Origin of the sequence: Microbacterium lemovicicum (assembly GCF_003991875.1) — a bacterium.
Classification (GTDB): Bacteria; Actinomycetota; Actinomycetes; order Actinomycetales; family Microbacteriaceae; genus Microbacterium; species Microbacterium lemovicicum.
The window spans coordinates 2037841-2053092 of record NZ_CP031423.1; the positions used below are offsets into that span (position 1 = coordinate 2037841).

The window sequence follows — 15252 nt, forward strand, 5'->3', positions numbered from 1 at the left end:
CTTCCGCGGGCCGCACCGCCCACGACGAGGAGAAGCGTGACGACGTTCCAGCCCGACACCGTGCCGGGGCAGCCGCCTCCGCCCGACTCGGTGCACCCGCGCGATTCCGCTCCCGCCTCCCCCACGTCGGTCTCGCGGCTCAACGACACGATCCGCGGCTTCATCGAGAAGTGGGGCTCGGTGTGGGTCGAGGGCGAGATCACGTCATGGAACGTGCGCGGCGGCAACGTCTTCGGCCGCCTCAAGGACGGCAGCACCGACGCCACCATCTCGTTCCGGCTGTGGTCGAGCACCCGGCAGCGCCTCGCCGACGATCTCGCCGTCGGCGACCACGTCATCGCCTGCGTGAAGGCCGACTACTTCCCGCGCAGCGGGGACTTCACCTTCGCCGTCTCGGCCATGCGCCATGTCGGCCTCGGCGATCAGCTCGAGAAGCTCGAGCGCCTGCGTGTGGCGCTCCGCGCCGAGGGACTGTTCGACCCCGCCCGCAAGCGCACCCTGCCCTTCCTCCCGACGGTGGTCGGCCTCATCACCGGCGAGAAGTCCGACGCCGAGAAGGATGTCCGCCGCAACGCGGAGCTGCGCTGGCCGCAGGTGCGCTTCCGCACCGCGTACGCGGCGGTGCAGGGCGACCGCTGCGTGCCCGAGACGATCGGGGCGCTGAAGGCGCTGGACGCCGACCCCGAGGTCGACGTGATCGTGATCGCCCGCGGCGGCGGCGATCCGCAGACCCTGCTCGGATTCAGCGACGAGCGGCTGCTGCGCGCCGTCGCGGCCGCCTCGACACCGGTCGTGAGCGCGATCGGGCACGAGAACGACCGTCCGCTGCTGGACGACGTGGCCGACCTCCGGGCCTCCACGCCGACCGATGCGGCCAAGAGGGTGGTGCCGGATGTCGCGGAGCAGCGCGCGATCGTCGCCCAGCTGCGCTCGCGCCTCACCATGCGCCTCACACAGCGCGTCTCCACCGATATCGCGCACCTCGAGCAGCTCCGCTCCCGCCCCGCGCTGCGCAACCCCGCAGGCATGCTCGACCAGCGCGCGCAGCAGCTGTGGATGCAGGTGAGCCGCGGCCGCGACATCATCGGCCGTCGATGGGATGCCGAGACCCGGCGCGCCGCGGAGCTGAGGGCGACGCTCCGTGCCCTCTCCCCCGCCTCGACCCTGGCCCGTGGGTATGCCATCGCCCACCTGGCCGACGGGGTGATCGTCCGCGACGCCGCCCAGGCTCCCGCCGGGGCGCGCCTCACCGTCACGGTGGGACGAGGCTCCATCGGCGCCCGGTCGGAGGGCGAGATCGCGGAGGGCGACGGCGCGTCGGGCGACGGATGAGGCCGGCCCGCACCGCATAGACTGGACGGCATGTCCGCTACGACCGAGGGTGTGTCTCCCGCGTCGTCGCTGTCGTTCGAGCAGGCCCGTGACGAGCTCGTGAGGGTCGTCGCCGAACTCGAGCAGGGAGCTCCCACGCTGGAGGAGTCCCTCGCCCTGTGGGAGCGCGGCGAAGCGCTCGCGGCACGCTGCGAGGAGTGGCTCGTCGGCGCGAAGCGCCGCCTGGACGCGGCGCGCGACGCGGCCGGCGACACGGAGCGATGATGGCCCGCCCCCCGCGGATCGTCGCCGAGTTGGGACGCCCCGAGACGCCCGGCGAGCAGGCCGACCGCAAGGCCGCGTCCTCCCGCGTCTACCGGTCGAGCCAGACCGCGCGCAACCTCATCGCCGCCCTGCTCATCACGCTGGCCGTGGTGGCCGTGGTGATCTTCGCCGTTCCGCGCGGCGGCCCGCCGCCGCGGCCCTCCATCGACGTCGCCGCCGTCGCCGCCGACCTCGGGACCAGCCGCGGGCGGGTCGTCATCGCCCCCGTCGTGCCGGCCGACTGGCGCGTGAACGTCGCCGAGATCGAGGGCGGCGACGTGGAGGCGTGGACCGTCGTCTACGTCCCCGGCGAGGACGCGGGCTACCTGCGCGTCGCGCAGGGCTTCGACGCCGACGCGGGCTGGCCGGGGCGCACGCTCACCGGCGGTCGTCCCGACGGGACCGTCGAGTACGGCGGCGTCACGTGGGACCGCTATCGCTTCGACGACTCCGGCGCGTCGGGCAACGTGACCTCCGCCGTCAGCGTGCAGGCCGGCCCCGACATCGTGCTGATCTACGGCGCCACCGACGACGCCTCCCTGGCCACGGCCGCGGAGGGCGTCGCCGACGAGGTGCGCAGGCTGCAGGACGGGACGAGATGACCGACGTCAGGAACACCCCCGCCGAGGTCTGGGCGGAGATGCAGCGCGGCAACGAGCGCTTCGTGGCCGGAGAGCCGCAGCATCCCCGGCAGGATGCCGAGCGCCGCACCGAGCTCGCGTCGGGTCAACGACCGGATGCCGCGCTGTTCGGCTGCTCGGACTCCCGTCTCGCGGCCGAGATCATCTTCGACAAGGGACTCGGCGACCTGTTCGTCGTGCGCAACGCGGGCCAGGTCATCTCCGACTCCGTCATCGGCAGCCTCGAGTACGCCGTCGCCGTGCTGGAGGTGCCGCTCATCGTGGTGCTCGCCCACGACGCCTGCGGCGCCGTCGGCGCGGCGATCGAGAGCACGGGCGTCGACGCGCCGACGCTGCCCGCGTACATCTGGCGCCAGATCGCCCCCATCGTCCCGGCCGTCCGCCGGGTCATCCGCCGCGGCACGGACGAGGGGCGGCCCGCCGACGTGATCGACGCCGACGCGGTCGGTCTCGAGCACCTGCGGGCGACGGTCACGGAGCTGCTGCGCTCCTCCGAGCTGATCAGCGAGGCCGTGGCCGACGGCCGCGTCGCGATCGTCGGGGCCAACTACCGACTCGGGGAGGGCACCGCCGTCCCCAGCATCATCGTGGGCGACGCGAGCGACGCGAACGCCTGAACGCCGTACACACAGGAGGAACGACGACGTGACCGACACCGAGTACCGCATCGAGCACGACACCATGGGAGAAGTGCGCGTCCCGAAGGACGCGCTCTACGCTGCGCAGACGCAGCGGGCCGTGGAGAACTTCCCGATCTCGGGTGACCCGCTGGATGCCGCGCAGATCGTGGCGCTCGCGCGGATCAAGAAGGCCGCCGCCCTCGCCAACAAGGAGCTGGGTACCCTCGACGGCGCCATCGCCGACGCGATCGCCCGTGCCGCCGACCGGATCATCGCCGGAGAGTACGCCGATCAGTTCCCGATCGACGTCTATCAGACCGGCTCGGGCACGTCGTCGAACATGAACATGAACGAGGTGCTGGCGACCCTCGCCACCCGTGACCTCGGCGCGCCGGTGCACCCGAACGACCACGTCAACGCCTCGCAGTCCTCCAACGACGTCTTCCCCACGTCGGTGCACATCGCCGTGACGCAGGAGCTCATCGACGACCTCATCCCCGCGCTCGACCACCTCGCCGTGGCGCTGGAGGAGAAGGCTCAGGAATGGTCGTCGGTCGTGAAGTCCGGACGCACCCACCTCATGGACGCCACCCCCGTCACCCTCGGCCAGGAGTTCGGCGGCTATGCCCGCCAGATGCGCCTCGGCATCGAGCGCGTGCAGTCGGTGATCCCCCGCGTCGCGGAGGTCCCGCTCGGCGGCACCGCCGTGGGCACCGGCATCAACACCCCCCTCGGCTTCCCGCAGAAGGTGCTCGAGCTCATCGTGGCCGACACGGAGCTGCCCATCACCGAGGCCAAGGACCACTTCGAGGCTCAGGCGAACCGCGACGGCCTGGTCGAGGCATCCGGAGCCCTCCGCACGATCGCCGTCTCGCTCACCAAGATCAACAACGACATCCGCTGGATGGGCTCCGGCCCGAACACGGGGCTCGGCGAGCTGCACATCCCCGACCTGCAGCCCGGGTCCTCGATCATGCCCGGCAAGGTCAACCCGGTCATCCCCGAGGCGACGCTCATGGTGTGCGCGCGGGTGATCGGCAACGACGCGACCATCGCCTGGGCGGGCGCCTCGGGCAGCTTCGAGCTGAACGTCGCCATCCCCGTCATGGGCACGGCGCTGCTGGAGTCGATCAGCCTGCTCGCCAACGCGACCCGCCTGCTCGCCGACAAGACCGTCGCCGGTCTCGAGGCGAACACCGAGCGCTCGGCGCTCGCGGGCATGTCGCCCTCGATCGTCACCCCGCTCAACAAGCTCATCGGCTACGAGGCCGCCGCGAAGATCGCCAAGCACTCCGTCGCGAAGGGCATCACCGTGCGCGAGGCGGTCGTCGATCTCGGCTACGTGGACCGCGGAGAGGTCACCGAGGCGCAGCTCGACGAGAAGCTCGACCTGCTCTCGATGACGCATCCGGGATGATGTCCGTCGCGTAGGGCGTGAAGGGGCGATAATCGAGGTGTGACCCGCACGCCTCGACCTGTTTCGGCGCGCGTCCGCATCCTCGGAGCCATCCTCGCCGTCGCCTGCGTGGGGCTGGCGATCGTGGGCAGCGTGACGTTCGTCGTTCAGCGCGAGCGCGTGCTGGAGGAGGTCGACGACCGTCTCGACGCACAGGTGGAGATCCTCCAGACCGTCACGCGCACCGACGAATCGACCGAGGTCGCCACAGGGACCCCCCTGGCCACGGCCGATCCCGACGCCGACAGCTTCACCACCGTGGCCGACTTCCTCGACGCGGCCATCAGCCGCATCGTCCCGCCGCGCAACGAGGCCTCCCTCGCCATCATCGACGGCATCCCGCGCTTCAGCCCGCGCACCCTCACCGGCTTCGACATCTCGGGCGACCAGGCCTTCATCGACCGCGTCGTGGCCGACACGGCCTCGGCCACGACGCCGGTGCGGGACACGGTCGCCGCCGAGCGCGGCTCGCTGCGCTTCATCGCGATCCCCGTCCAGATCGCCGACGATCCCAGCCGCGGCCTCTACGTGCGCGCCATCGACCTCGACACCGAGCTGGAGCCGGTGACGACGTCGATCATCACCTACTCGATCGCCGCCGGCGCGGTGCTGCTGTCGATCCTCGTCGTGGGCTGGTTCGTGGCCGGTCGGCTGCTCTCGCCGCTGCAGCGGCTGCGCGACACCGCGGACTCCATCACGCTGACCGATCTCGGCGCGCGCCTGCCCGCCGAGGGCAACGACGACATCACCGACCTCACCCGCACGGTCAACTCCATGCTCGACCGGCTCGAGGGCTCGGTCGACGTGCAGCGCCAGCTGCTCGACGACGTGCGGCACGAGCTCAAGACGCCCATCACCATCGTGCGCGGGCACCTGGAGCTGATGGACCCCCACGATGTCGACGATGTCGCCAGCACGCGCGACCTCGGCATCGCGGAGCTCGATCGCATGACGCGACTCGTCGAGGACATCGACCTCCTCGCTGCCGTCGACGGCGAGGACTACTCGATGAAGCAGGTCGACGTCGACGACCTCACCGACCGGGTGGGCGAGCTCGTCGCGGTCATCCCGGCGCACACCTGGTCGGTCCAGCAGCGCGCGCACGGCGTCGTGCTGGGCGATGAGGACCGACTTCTCCAGGCATGGCTCGCCCTCGCCGACAACGCCTCCAAGTACACGCCGTCCGGCTCCCCCATCGAGATCGGCAGCGTCACCGACGACGTCGAGGCCCGACTCTGGGTGAAGGATCACGGACCCGGCATCCCACCCGCGGAGCGCCGGCGCATCTTCCGCCGCTTCGACCGCGCGCAGGGCAAGCGCACGGTGGGCGGATCCGGACTCGGGCTCGCGATCGTCGAGACCATCACCAAGGCGCACGGCGGTCACTGCTCCGTCGGCGACACCCCCGGGGGCGGCGCGATCTTCACGATCCACGTGCCTCTCGAGCACGTGACGGCCGAGTTCCCCGCGCCGGTGCGCGCGGGCGACGTGGTCCTGCAGCGAGAGGCGTTCGGATGACGTTCATACTCATCGCGGAGGACGAGCCGCGCATCGCCTCGTTCGTGCGGAAGGGCCTGGAGAACGCGGGGTACCGCGCGCAGGTCGTGGAGGACGGCGCCGAGGCGCTGGCAGTCGCTCTGGAGGACGAGGTCGACCTCGTGCTCCTCGATGTGGGCCTGCCGACCATGGACGGCTTCGAGGTGCTGCGCCGCCTGCGCGGACAGGCCTCCAGCGTGCCGGTCATCATGCTGACGGCACGCTCCAGCACCCGCGACACGGTCGACGGACTGGATGCCGGAGCCAACGACTACGTCTCGAAGCCGTTCACGTTCGACGAGCTCCTGGCCCGCGTGCGGTCACGGCTGCGGGAGACGATCGCGAGCCCCAGCATGGCCATCGTGCGCGGCGACGTCACCCTGGATGTGCTGGCGCGCCGGGCGACCGTGTCCGGGCGCGAGATCGACCTGTCGGCCCGCGAGTACGCCCTCGCCGAGCAGTTCCTGCGCAACCCCGGCCAGGTGCTGAGCCGCGAGCAGCTGCTCAGCCGCGTCTGGGGACTGGACTTCGATCCGGGATCCAACGTCGTGGACGTCTACGTCCGGTACCTTCGCGGCAAGTTCGGCGCGCATCACATCACCACGGTCCGTGGAGCGGGATACCGCTGGGATTGACGGCCGGCCGGCATCCGCTCGTTATGCAGCAGCGCCGTGCAGGCAGAGAAGAGCCCCCGGCGCTGGGGGGGCGTCGGGGGCTGTAGGACTTCAGAGCGGGGGACTCTGAGCCATGTCAGTCGCGCAGGTCACGAGGACGGGCGACTGCTCTTCATCTGTGTCGGACGACGATGGGGGATCGTCGCCGTGTCTCTATGATCCCAGATCGCCGGCCGCAGACGGGGTTATTGCGATGAGAATCCCCTCATGCTACGGCTGGCTCTCCGTCGGCCTCAGGCGAGCTCGCCCGCCTCCAGCAGCTCGGTCACGAGGGCGGCGATCGCGGAGCGCTCGGAGCGCATGAGCGTCACGTGCCCGAACAGCTCGTGGTCCTTGAGCGTCTCGATGACCGACGCGATGCCGTCGTGGCGGCCCACCCGGAGGTTGTCGCGCTGCCCGACGTCGTGGGTGAGCACGACGCGCGAGTTCTGACCGATGCGGCTCAGCACCGTCAGGAGCACGTTGCGCTCGAGCGACTGCGCTTCGTCGACGATCACGAAGGCATCGTGCAGCGACCGGCCGCGGATGTGCGTGAGCGGCAGCACCTCGAGGAGTCCGCGCGCGAGCACCTCCTCGACGACGTTGCCCGACACCACCGATCCGAGCGTGTCGAAGATGGCCTGCCCCCACGGGTTCATCTTCTCGTTCGCGTCGCCGGGGAGGTAGCCGAGCTCCTGGCCGCCGACGGCGAACAGGGGCCGGAACACGATGATCTTCCGCTGCTGCTGGCGTTCCAGCACCGCCTCGAGTGCGGCGCACAGCGCGAGCGCCGACTTGCCCGTTCCGGCGCGACCGCCGAGGGACACGATGCCGACCTCCGGGTCGAGGAGGAGGTCGATCGCGATGCGCTGCTCGGCCGAACGGCCGTGCAGGCCGAAGACCTCGCGGTCGCCGCGCACGAGCTTGTACGCGCCGTCGCCGGTGACCCGCCCGAGCGCGGAGCCGCGCTCGGAGTGGATGACCAGACCCGTGTTGATCGGCAGCCCGCGCACGTCATCGCTCATCGCGACGTCGCTCTCGTAGAGGTCGCTGATGTCGTCGCCCGAGACGTCGATCTGGGCGATGCCCGTCCAGCCGGAGTCCACCGCCTGCTCGGCGAGGTACTCCTCGGCCGTGATGCCGAGAGAGGCGGCCTTCACCCGCATCGGCAGGTCCTTGGAGACGACCGTCACCTCCTGGCCGTCGGAGGCCAGGTGCAGGGCCACGGCGAGGATGCGGCTGTCGTTGTCGCCGAGGCGCATGCCTGAGGGAAGCACCGACGCGTCGGTGTTGTTCAGCTCGACGCGCAGGGTGCCGCCCTCCCCCACCGGGACCGGGAAGTCGAGTCGGCCGTGCTCGACGCGCAGCTCGTCGAGGTGACGCAGCGCCTGCCGCGCGAAGTAGCCGATCTCCGGGTCGTGGCGTTTGCCCTCGAGCTCGGTGATGACAACGACGGGGATGATGACGGAGTGCTCGGCGAAGCGGAAGAACGCCCGCGGATCACTGAGCAGGACGGAGGTGTCCAGCACGTAGGTGCGGAGGTCCGTGGGGCTGTGGTCCTGGTCGAATCGGTCCTGCTGCTGCTGTGCTGCTCGTGTGGTCACGACCCACTCCCGACCCGGGATGTCTCCCGGCAGTCACGAGTCGACCTGGGGTCACGAGTCGCGATCCGAACGGCCGACCCGACGGGCGCCTTGCCCGTTGTGATGAACGTACGTCGAGGCGCCGACACGGGCCACCGCGACACGCTGGCGGCAGGTTACGGCCGTGTGAACGTCCTGGGTCAGCTGCCGTAGCGGCGGTGACGCGAACCGAAGTCGCGGATGGCGCGGAGGAAGTCGACCTCTCGCAGGTCGGGGCCGAGCGCCTCGACGAAGTAGAACTCGGAGTGCGCCGACTGCCACAGCAGGAAGTCGCTGAGACGCTGCTCGCCGGAGGTGCGGATGACGAGGTCGGGGTCGGCCTGACCGCCGGTGTAGAGGTGCTCGCCGATCTGCTCGGGGGTGAGGCTGGCCGCCAGCTCCTCGAGCGAGCCGCCGTCGCGGTCGTGCTGGGCGATGATGCTGCGCACCGCGTCGACGATCTCGCTGCGTCCCCCGTAGCCCACGGCGAGGTTCACGTGCAGTCCGGTGTGGTCGCGCGTGCGCTCCTGCGCCTCGGCGAGCGAGCGCGCCAGCTCGGGCGGCAGCAGGTCGGCGCGCCCGACGTGCTGCACGCGGAAGTCGCGGTCGCGCGACAGCTCGTCGGCGAGGTCGGCGATGATCTCGATCAGATCGGACAGCTCGCGCGAGTCGCGCTTGGTGAGGTTGTCGGTCGAGAGCAGATAGAGCGAGACGACCTCGACACCCACGGCGTCGCACCACTCGAGGAACTCGTGCATCTTGGCCGCCCCGGCGCGGTGTCCGTGCGCGGCGGTCTCGTACCCGAGCTGGCGCGCCCACCGACGGTTGCCGTCGATCATCATCGCCACGTGATGGGGCACGCCGTCCGGCGAGATGCGCCGGCGCAGGCGATTGATGTAGAGCCGATAGAGGGGTCCCCTGCCCTCATTCGCCGAGACGCTCGTCACCGGTACAACCTACCGCGCCCGCCCGGGAACCGACCTGGACGTCCGGCAGGTACCCGCCACGTGTCCGGAGGGAACTCCCAGGTGCCCGAGCGGGCATGTCCCGCGGCGTATCCTCGTCACCATGACTTCCCGCGAGCAGCTCGACGACGGCGCCGAGATGCCGCAGCTCCCCCTGCTGGAGGCCTCCTCCGTCCTCGCTCAGGATGAAGTGAAGCCGACCTGGCGGGGGTGGATCCACGCGGGGACCTTCCCCGTCGCGATCGTCGCGGGCATCGTGCTCATCGCGGTCGCGCAGGGCGCACCGGCCAAGTGGGCGGCCGCGGTGTTCATGGCCTCCTCGCTGCTCCTGTTCGGCAACTCGGCCCTGTATCACCGCTTCACCTGGAAGCCCTTGACGCGCGCGATCCTCAAGCGGATCGACCATGCGAACATCCTGCTGCTCATCGCCGGCACCTACACCCCCATCGCCGTGCTCGCCCTGCCCCCGGAGAAGGGCACGCTCCTGCTGATCCTGGTGTGGTCCGGAGCGTTCCTGGGCATCCTCTTCCGGGTCTTCTGGATCGGCGCCCCGCGATGGCTCTATGTGGCGCTCTACCTCGCCCTCGGGTGGGCGGCGGTCATGTACCTGGCCGACCTGTTCGCCGTGAACCCGGTCATGATGGCGCTCGTCATCATCGGCGGGCTGCTGTACACCGGCGGGGCGATCATCTACGCGATGAAGCGGCCCAACCCCTGGCCGGGCCATTTCGGCTTCCACGAGATCTTCCACGTGTGCACCGTGCTGGCGTTCCTCTGCCATTGGACGGCGTGCCTGCTCATCGCTCTGAAGCCGCTGAGTCCCTCTCTGGGCCTCCCCGGCTGACGGCACGGGCGTCCCCGGCTGACGGCACGGGCGTGGCCGGCTGACGGCACGGGCGTCGCCGGCTGACGGCGCTGGGCCTCCCCGGCTGGGTCAGCCCCTCTACCGAGTCGGCGTCACCGACCCGCCCGGCTCACCGCCGAGGCGTGTCGGCGTCGGTGTCGCCCTCCGCCGAGAGCGTCTCGTCGATGTCCTGCGAGTCGGCGTCGGTGGCGAGCTCCGCGCGTTCGGCCTGCTCCTCGGCGTCGAGCTCCTCGTTGACCTCGGCGCGATAGCGACCGCGCCGGATGCGGCGCAGCATGTCCCAGATCAGCGCGATGACCGCGAGGGTCAGGAAGGCGATGGCGACGAATCCCCACGGGCCGGGGGTCACCAGCACCGGGTCGACGGTCTGCTCCGGAGACGGCGTGACGGTGACGGCGGTGGCGATCCGGTCGATCAGGGCGTGCATGGAGGTCCTCGTTCCGGCGGGAAGCGCTTAGCCTGGAGGTCCAGCCTATTCGTCCCCACGACCGCCTCGATGCCCCGGACACGCCATGACCACTTCAGACACGCTCGACGAGCGGTACGGCCGCGTCCGCACGCCGCGTCAGACGTGGACGCGGGCGATCGTCATCGCCGTCGCGGCCGTGATCATCGGGGGCTTCGCATGGATCACCGTCGCGAGCACCCTCGACGACGTGCAGGCCGAGGGCACGGCGTACACGATCGACGACAGCGGCGTGACCGTGTCGTTCCAGATCTCGATCCCGGCCGGACGCTCCGTCGCCTGCGCCCTCGAGGCGCAGGACGAGGAGCACGGCGTGGTGGGGTTCCGGGTGGTCGAGATCCCGGCGGCCGACCAGCACACGCGGGCCTTCCGGGAGACGATTCCGACCGTTGCGCCGGCTACCACGGGTTTGGTCAACTCCTGCTGGGTGACATAGGCTTTCCGGACTCGATGAACATGACGCCCTGGCCGATGCCGGGGCGTTTGCGTATGTTCCCGCCAGCCGGTCACCGGCCGAAACCCAGGAGTTGACGTGTCCAGCGACGCCCCCGCCACCTTCCTCACGCAGGAGGCGTACGACCGCCTCGCCGCCGAGCTCGAGCACCTGTCGACCACGGGCCGCGAGGAGATCGCCAAGCGCATCGAGTCCGCTCGCGAAGAGGGCGACCTCAAGGAGAACGGCGGCTACCACGCCGCGAAGGACGAGCAGGGCAAGCAGGAGGCGCGCATCCGCACCCTCCAGCAGCTGCTGAAGGACGCGACGGTCAGCGAGGCGCCGCCGAGTCGCGGCATCGTCGAGTCCGGCACGGTCATCACCGCCGTGGTGGCGGGCGGCGAAGAGGTCTTCCTCCTCGGCAACCGCGAGATCGCCACCGGCTCCGACCTCGACGTCTACAGCGAGGCCTCGCCCCTCGGCGCGGCCATCCTGGGGCTCAAGATCGGCGAATCCACGACCTACACCGCGCCGAACGGCCGCGAGATTCCGGTCGAGATCCTCAAGGTCGACACCTACACGGGCTGAGCGCGCCGCTCAGTCGCGCACGAGCGTCGGCTCGAACCCCGCCTCGACGAGCGTGCGGATGACGTGCTGGCGATGCTCCTCACCGCGCGTCTCGACGCTCAGCTGCAGGACCACGTCGCTGATCTGCATGCCCTGACCGTGCCGCGTGTGCAGCACCTCGTTCACATTGGCGCCCGCCTGCGCCACCAGCTCCGCCACGCGCGCCAGCTGGCCGGGACGATCGGGCAGCGGCACGCGCAGCGTCATGTAGCGACCGGATGCCGCGAGCCCGTGCGCCACGACGCGCTGCAGCAGCAGCGGGTCGATGTTGCCGCCGGACAGGACGGAGATCGTCGGTCCGCTCGCCTCGACCTTGCCCGCGAGCATCGCGGCGACGCCGACCGCTCCGGCGGGCTCGACGACCTGCTTGGCGCGCTCGAGCAGCACCAGGAGGGCGCGGGCGATGTCGTCCTCGTCCACCGTGACGACCTCGTCGACGAGCTGACGGATCATCTCGAACGGGATGTCGCCGGGACGGGCCACCGCGATGCCGTCGGCGATCGTGGGCCGCGTGACCACCTCGAGCGGCGAGCCTGCCGCGAGCGAGCCGGGGTACGCCGCGGAGTTCGTGGCCTGCACGCCGATGATGCGGACCTTCCGGCCCACCGCCTCCGTGCGCGCGCGCACCGCCGCGGCCACACCCGCGGCCAGTCCTCCCCCGCCGATGCTGAGGACGACGGTCTCGATCTCGGGCAGATCCTGCACCAGCTCTAGCCCGAGCGTGCCCTGCCCGATGATGATGTCGCGGTGGTCGAAGGGGTGGATGAGCACGGCGCCGGTGCGCTCGGCGAACTCGGCCGCCAGTCGCAGCGGGGTCTCGACCGTCGCGCCCTCCAGCACCACCTCGGCGCCGTAGCCGCGGGTCGCCAGGAGCTTGGGCACGGGGACACCCAGAGGCATGAAGATCGTCGCGGCGATGCCGAGCTTCTGCGCGGCGTGCGCCACGCCCTGCGCGTGGTTGCCCGCGGAGGCCGCCACCACGCCACGCGCGCGCTCCTCCTCGGTGAGGCGCGACAGGCGGTAGGTCGCGCCGCGGATCTTGAACGAACCCGTGCGCTGCAGGTTCTCCAGCTTGAGGTAGGCGGGCACTCCGAGCACCTCGGACAGGTGCTGGGACTCCTCGAGCGGCGTGTGCGAGATCACGCCGTTCAGCACCGCCGCGGCATCCTCGAATTCCGCCAGGGTGGGGATGTTCACGCGGATCTCCTCCGACGGGTGCGGGGGACGGTGCTCCAGATGAGGTCGCCCGGTGGTGGCTTCTCCCCCGTCGCCCAGGCGCGGGAGCCCAGATAGACGGCGACGACGTTGACGAAGGCCGCGAGCGGCACGGCGAAGAGCGCCCCCGGGATGCCGCCGATCATGGCGCCGCCGGCGACGACGAGCACGACGGCCAGCGGGTGCACCTTCACGGCCGAGCCCATCAGCAGGGGCTGCAGCACATGCCCCTCGAGCTGCTGCACGCCGAGCACGACGATCAGCATCCAGAGGGCGATCAGGGGTCCGTTGTAGACCAGCGCGAGGAACACGGCGACAGCACCCGTGAGCACGGCGCCGACGATCGGGATGAAGGCACCGAGGAACACCAGCACGCCGATCGGGATCGCCAGCGGCACGCCCAGGAGGAAGGCGCCGAGGCCGATGCCGATCGCGTCGATGGTCGCGACGAGCAGCTGGGTGCGCGCGTAATTGACGACGGTGACCCACCCGTTGCGACCGGCGCCGTCGACCGCCGCGCGCGCGGCGCGGGGGAAGAGGCGGACGGTCCAGCGCCAGATGCCGGCGCCGTCGGCCAGCACGCACAGCAGGATGAAGACGGCGAGGAGCCCGCCGGCGGCGACGTGACCGACGGTCGAGCCGATCGCGAGGGCGCCCGTCCACAGCGTCTCCGCCTGCTGCTGCAGGAACGTCATGGCCTGCGAGAGGTAGTCGTCGATCTGCCCCGTGGTGAGGTGCAGCGGACCGTCGATCAGGTACTGCCGCAGCTGCCGCGTCGCCTCGACGGTGCGCTGCTGCACGGAGGACAGCTCACGGGAGATCTGCCACCCGGCCAGCCAGAGGAGTCCCCCGACGATGCCGATCGTGCCGAGCAGCGAGACGACGATGGCGAGCCACCGAGGAACGCGGTGCCGCAGCATCCATGTGAACGCCGGCCACAGCAGCGCCGTGACGAGGATCGCGACCAGGAGCGGGATGACGAGGAGCTTGAGCTGGATGACCAGCCAGATGAGGAGGGCGATCCCGGCCGCGACGACCAGCAGCCGCCACGAGTAGGCGGTGGCCACCCGCAGGCCGTACGGCACGTGGGAGGACAGCTCGGAGGAGACCGTGCGGTGGGGGTTGCGGATCGCATCGAAGATCGAGCCCCGGGGCTTGTCGTCCGATCCACTCATCCCGCCAGTCTAGAACCGCCTCCTCCGCGCGAAGACCGTGTCGCCGCCCGTCGCTAGGCTTCCCCGCATGAGGGGTCGGCGGTTGGGAGCGGCGGAGGCCCGGCGGGTGGCTCTCGCCGCGCAGGGCTTCGACCGCGCCCGCCCCGTGACGGTCGGCACGCGCCGGCTGAACACCGCCCTCGCGCGGATGGGCGTGCTCCAGATCGATTCGGTCAACGTCTTCGCCCGCTCGCACTACATGCCGCTGTTCTCCCGGCTCGGTGCGTACGACCCTGCGCTCCTGGACCGCCTGCTGTTCTCCCGCCGCCCCCCGTACGCCGAGTCGTGGGCGCACGTGGCCGCCTTCATCCCGACCTCCGACTGGGGCTTGCTGCAGTTCCGGCGCGACGACCACCGTGCGAAGCACTCCGACCCGCCCGACAGCTGGATGGCGCAGCACGGTGCGGTGGTGGAGCGCGTGAAGGCGGAGCTCGCCGGCCGGGGTCCGCTGCGTCCCGCACAGCTGGAGCGGGTGGCGCCTGCGGCCGCCCGAGGGCCGTGGTGGGACTGGGATGCCGCGAAGACGGCTCTCGAGCACCTGTGGCGCATCGGCGAGGTGGCCATCGACGGTCGTCGTGGCTTCGAGCGTCGGTACGGCCTCGCCGAGGACGTCCTGCCCGCGAGCGTCCTGACCGCGCCCGTCCCCCGCGACGACGCGATCCGCGAGCTGATCCGGCGCGCCGCGCGGGCCTATGGCGTGGCCACCGCATCCGATCTGGCCGACTACTTCCGCATCAAGGACCGCGCCCGCGTCGTCGCCTCGATCCGCGATCTCGAAGACTCCGGTGATCTCCTCCCCGTCACCGTCGACGGCTGGACCAGCGCGGGCCGGCCGGCGAAGGCCTGGCTGCACCGCGACGCCGCGATCCCCCGTTCGGTCGACGTCGCCGCGCTGCTGACGCCCTTCGATCCGATGGTGTGGTTCCGCGATCGCGCCGAGCGCCTGTTCGGCTTCAGCTACCGCATCGAGATCTACACCCCGGCGCCGCTGCGCCGCCACGGCTACTACTCGCTGCCGGTCCTGATCGGCGACGACGTCGTCGGCCGGGTCGACCTCAAGGCCGATCGCGCGGCGTCCACCCTGCTCGTGCAGTCGGCGTGGTGGGAGCACGGGCGACCCGCGGATGCCGCTCCCCGGCTCGCCGCGGAGCTCGAGGAGGCCGCGCGCTGGCGTGGGCTCGCGCACATCTCGGTGTCGCGGTGGGGTGACGCGACCGATGATCTCGCCGCCGCCCTGCCCCGTGCCGCGCGGCACTGAGCCGCCTGGCGCTGATCGGTGCCGGCGCTTCGACCGTTCCGGCCGC

16 protein-coding genes are annotated in these 15252 nt (G+C 71.0%); 11 read left to right on the forward strand and 5 right to left on the reverse strand.

The window, feature by feature from the left end:
* Positions 1-36 precede the first annotated feature (36 nt).
* The 7 genes from xseA to CVS47_RS09625 are packed head-to-tail and all read left to right on the forward strand — an operon-like array spanning position 37 to position 6523.
* On the forward strand, positions 37-1332 hold the full coding sequence (gene xseA / locus CVS47_RS09595) for an exodeoxyribonuclease VII large subunit (RefSeq protein WP_127095876.1): 1296 nt from the start codon (positions 37-39) through the stop codon (positions 1330-1332).
* A 30-nt stretch (positions 1333-1362) separates the two neighbouring features.
* Positions 1363-1596 carry an exodeoxyribonuclease VII small subunit gene (locus CVS47_RS09600; protein WP_127095877.1) on the forward strand — a complete coding sequence of 78 codons (234 nt, stop codon included), beginning with the start codon at positions 1363-1365 and terminating at the stop codon, positions 1594-1596.
* Complete coding sequence (locus tag CVS47_RS09605; protein ID WP_127095878.1) at positions 1596-2237, forward strand: DUF4245 family protein; 642 nt, start codon at positions 1596-1598, stop codon at positions 2235-2237. Before CVS47_RS09600 ends, CVS47_RS09605 begins: the two co-directional genes overlap by 1 nt.
* Positions 2234-2893 carry a carbonic anhydrase gene (locus CVS47_RS09610; protein WP_127095879.1) on the forward strand — a complete coding sequence of 220 codons (660 nt, stop codon included), beginning with the start codon at positions 2234-2236 and terminating at the stop codon, positions 2891-2893. The genes CVS47_RS09605 and CVS47_RS09610 overlap by 4 nt, the downstream gene beginning before the upstream one ends.
* A gap of 28 nt (positions 2894-2921) precedes the next feature.
* Positions 2922-4313 (forward strand): class II fumarate hydratase, encoded by a 1392-nt coding sequence (locus CVS47_RS09615; protein WP_127095880.1) that lies wholly within the window; start codon positions 2922-2924, stop codon positions 4311-4313.
* A gap of 39 nt (positions 4314-4352) precedes the next feature.
* Entirely contained in the window at positions 4353-5870 is a 1518-nt protein-coding gene (locus CVS47_RS09620; protein WP_127095881.1) for a sensor histidine kinase, read from the forward strand.
* A complete protein-coding gene (locus CVS47_RS09625; protein ID WP_127095882.1) occupies positions 5867-6523 on the forward strand; it encodes a response regulator transcription factor in 657 nt (218 codons plus the stop codon). The genes CVS47_RS09620 and CVS47_RS09625 overlap by 4 nt, the downstream gene beginning before the upstream one ends.
* Before the next feature lie 272 nt (positions 6524-6795).
* On the opposite strand, the gene CVS47_RS09630 is transcribed toward CVS47_RS09625, so the two are convergent.
* Both CVS47_RS09630 and CVS47_RS09635 read right to left on the reverse strand, forming a co-directional pair.
* On the reverse strand, positions 6796-8145 hold the full coding sequence (locus CVS47_RS09630) for a PhoH family protein (protein ID WP_127095883.1): 1350 nt from the start codon (positions 8143-8145) through the stop codon (positions 6796-6798).
* A gap of 179 nt (positions 8146-8324) precedes the next feature.
* Positions 8325-9110 carry an isoprenyl transferase gene (locus CVS47_RS09635; RefSeq protein WP_127095884.1) on the reverse strand — a complete coding sequence of 262 codons (786 nt, stop codon included), beginning with the start codon at positions 9108-9110 and terminating at the stop codon, positions 8325-8327.
* A 157-nt stretch (positions 9111-9267) separates the two neighbouring features.
* Between CVS47_RS09635 and trhA the strand changes: the two genes are divergently transcribed.
* Complete coding sequence (gene trhA / locus CVS47_RS09640; protein ID WP_127097295.1) at positions 9268-9972, forward strand: PAQR family membrane homeostasis protein TrhA; 705 nt, start codon at positions 9268-9270, stop codon at positions 9970-9972.
* 130 nt (positions 9973-10102) lie between these two features.
* Here trhA and CVS47_RS09645 read toward each other — a convergent pair whose 3' ends face one another.
* Positions 10103-10420 (reverse strand): hypothetical protein, encoded by a 318-nt coding sequence (locus CVS47_RS09645; protein WP_127095885.1) that lies wholly within the window; start codon positions 10418-10420, stop codon positions 10103-10105.
* Positions 10421-10505: 85 nt separating this feature from the next.
* Here CVS47_RS09645 and CVS47_RS09650 point away from each other — a divergent pair, with 85 nt between their 5' ends.
* Together CVS47_RS09650 and greA are read left to right on the forward strand one after the other, a co-directional pair.
* Positions 10506-10895: a DUF4307 domain-containing protein gene (locus CVS47_RS09650; RefSeq protein ID WP_127095886.1), complete on the forward strand. Its 390-nt coding sequence runs from the start codon at positions 10506-10508 to the stop codon at positions 10893-10895.
* A gap of 96 nt (positions 10896-10991) precedes the next feature.
* Entirely contained in the window at positions 10992-11480 is a 489-nt protein-coding gene (gene greA / locus CVS47_RS09655) for a transcription elongation factor GreA (RefSeq protein WP_127095887.1), read from the forward strand.
* Between the two features lie 9 nt (positions 11481-11489).
* Here the strand turns inward: greA and ilvA are convergent, their stop codons facing one another.
* Entirely contained in the window at positions 11490-12716 is a 1227-nt protein-coding gene (gene ilvA, locus CVS47_RS09660; protein ID WP_127095888.1) for a threonine ammonia-lyase, read from the reverse strand.
* Entirely contained in the window at positions 12713-13909 is a 1197-nt protein-coding gene (locus CVS47_RS09665; RefSeq protein WP_127095889.1) for an AI-2E family transporter, read from the reverse strand. Before CVS47_RS09665 ends, ilvA begins: the two co-directional genes overlap by 4 nt.
* A 67-nt stretch (positions 13910-13976) precedes the next feature.
* Between CVS47_RS09665 and CVS47_RS09670 the strand changes: the two genes are divergently transcribed.
* Positions 13977-15206, forward strand: a complete 1230-nt coding sequence (locus tag CVS47_RS09670; RefSeq protein WP_127095890.1) for a winged helix-turn-helix domain-containing protein — start codon at positions 13977-13979, stop codon at positions 15204-15206.
* The last annotated feature ends 46 nt before the right edge of the window (positions 15207-15252 follow it).

Coding starts and splice junctions, on each gene's coding strand:
- CVS47_RS09600 (WP_127095877.1), top strand. CDS start 1,363: ATGTCCGCTACGACCGAGGGTGTGTCTCCCGCGTCGTCGCTGTCGTTC.
- CVS47_RS09605 (WP_127095878.1), top strand. CDS start 1,596: ATGGCCCGCCCCCCGCGGATCGTCGCCGAGTTGGGACGCCCCGAGACG.
- CVS47_RS09610 (WP_127095879.1), top strand. CDS start 2,234: ATGACCGACGTCAGGAACACCCCCGCCGAGGTCTGGGCGGAGATGCAG.
- CVS47_RS09625 (WP_127095882.1), top strand. CDS start 5,867: ATGACGTTCATACTCATCGCGGAGGACGAGCCGCGCATCGCCTCGTTC.
- trhA (WP_127097295.1), top strand. CDS start 9,268: ATGCCGCAGCTCCCCCTGCTGGAGGCCTCCTCCGTCCTCGCTCAGGAT.
- CVS47_RS09645 (WP_127095885.1), bottom strand. CDS start 10,420: ATGCACGCCCTGATCGACCGGATCGCCACCGCCGTCACCGTCACGCCG.
- CVS47_RS09650 (WP_127095886.1), top strand. CDS start 10,506: ATGACCACTTCAGACACGCTCGACGAGCGGTACGGCCGCGTCCGCACG.
- CVS47_RS09665 (WP_127095889.1), bottom strand. CDS start 13,909: ATGAGTGGATCGGACGACAAGCCCCGGGGCTCGATCTTCGATGCGATC.
- CVS47_RS09670 (WP_127095890.1), top strand. CDS start 13,977: ATGAGGGGTCGGCGGTTGGGAGCGGCGGAGGCCCGGCGGGTGGCTCTC.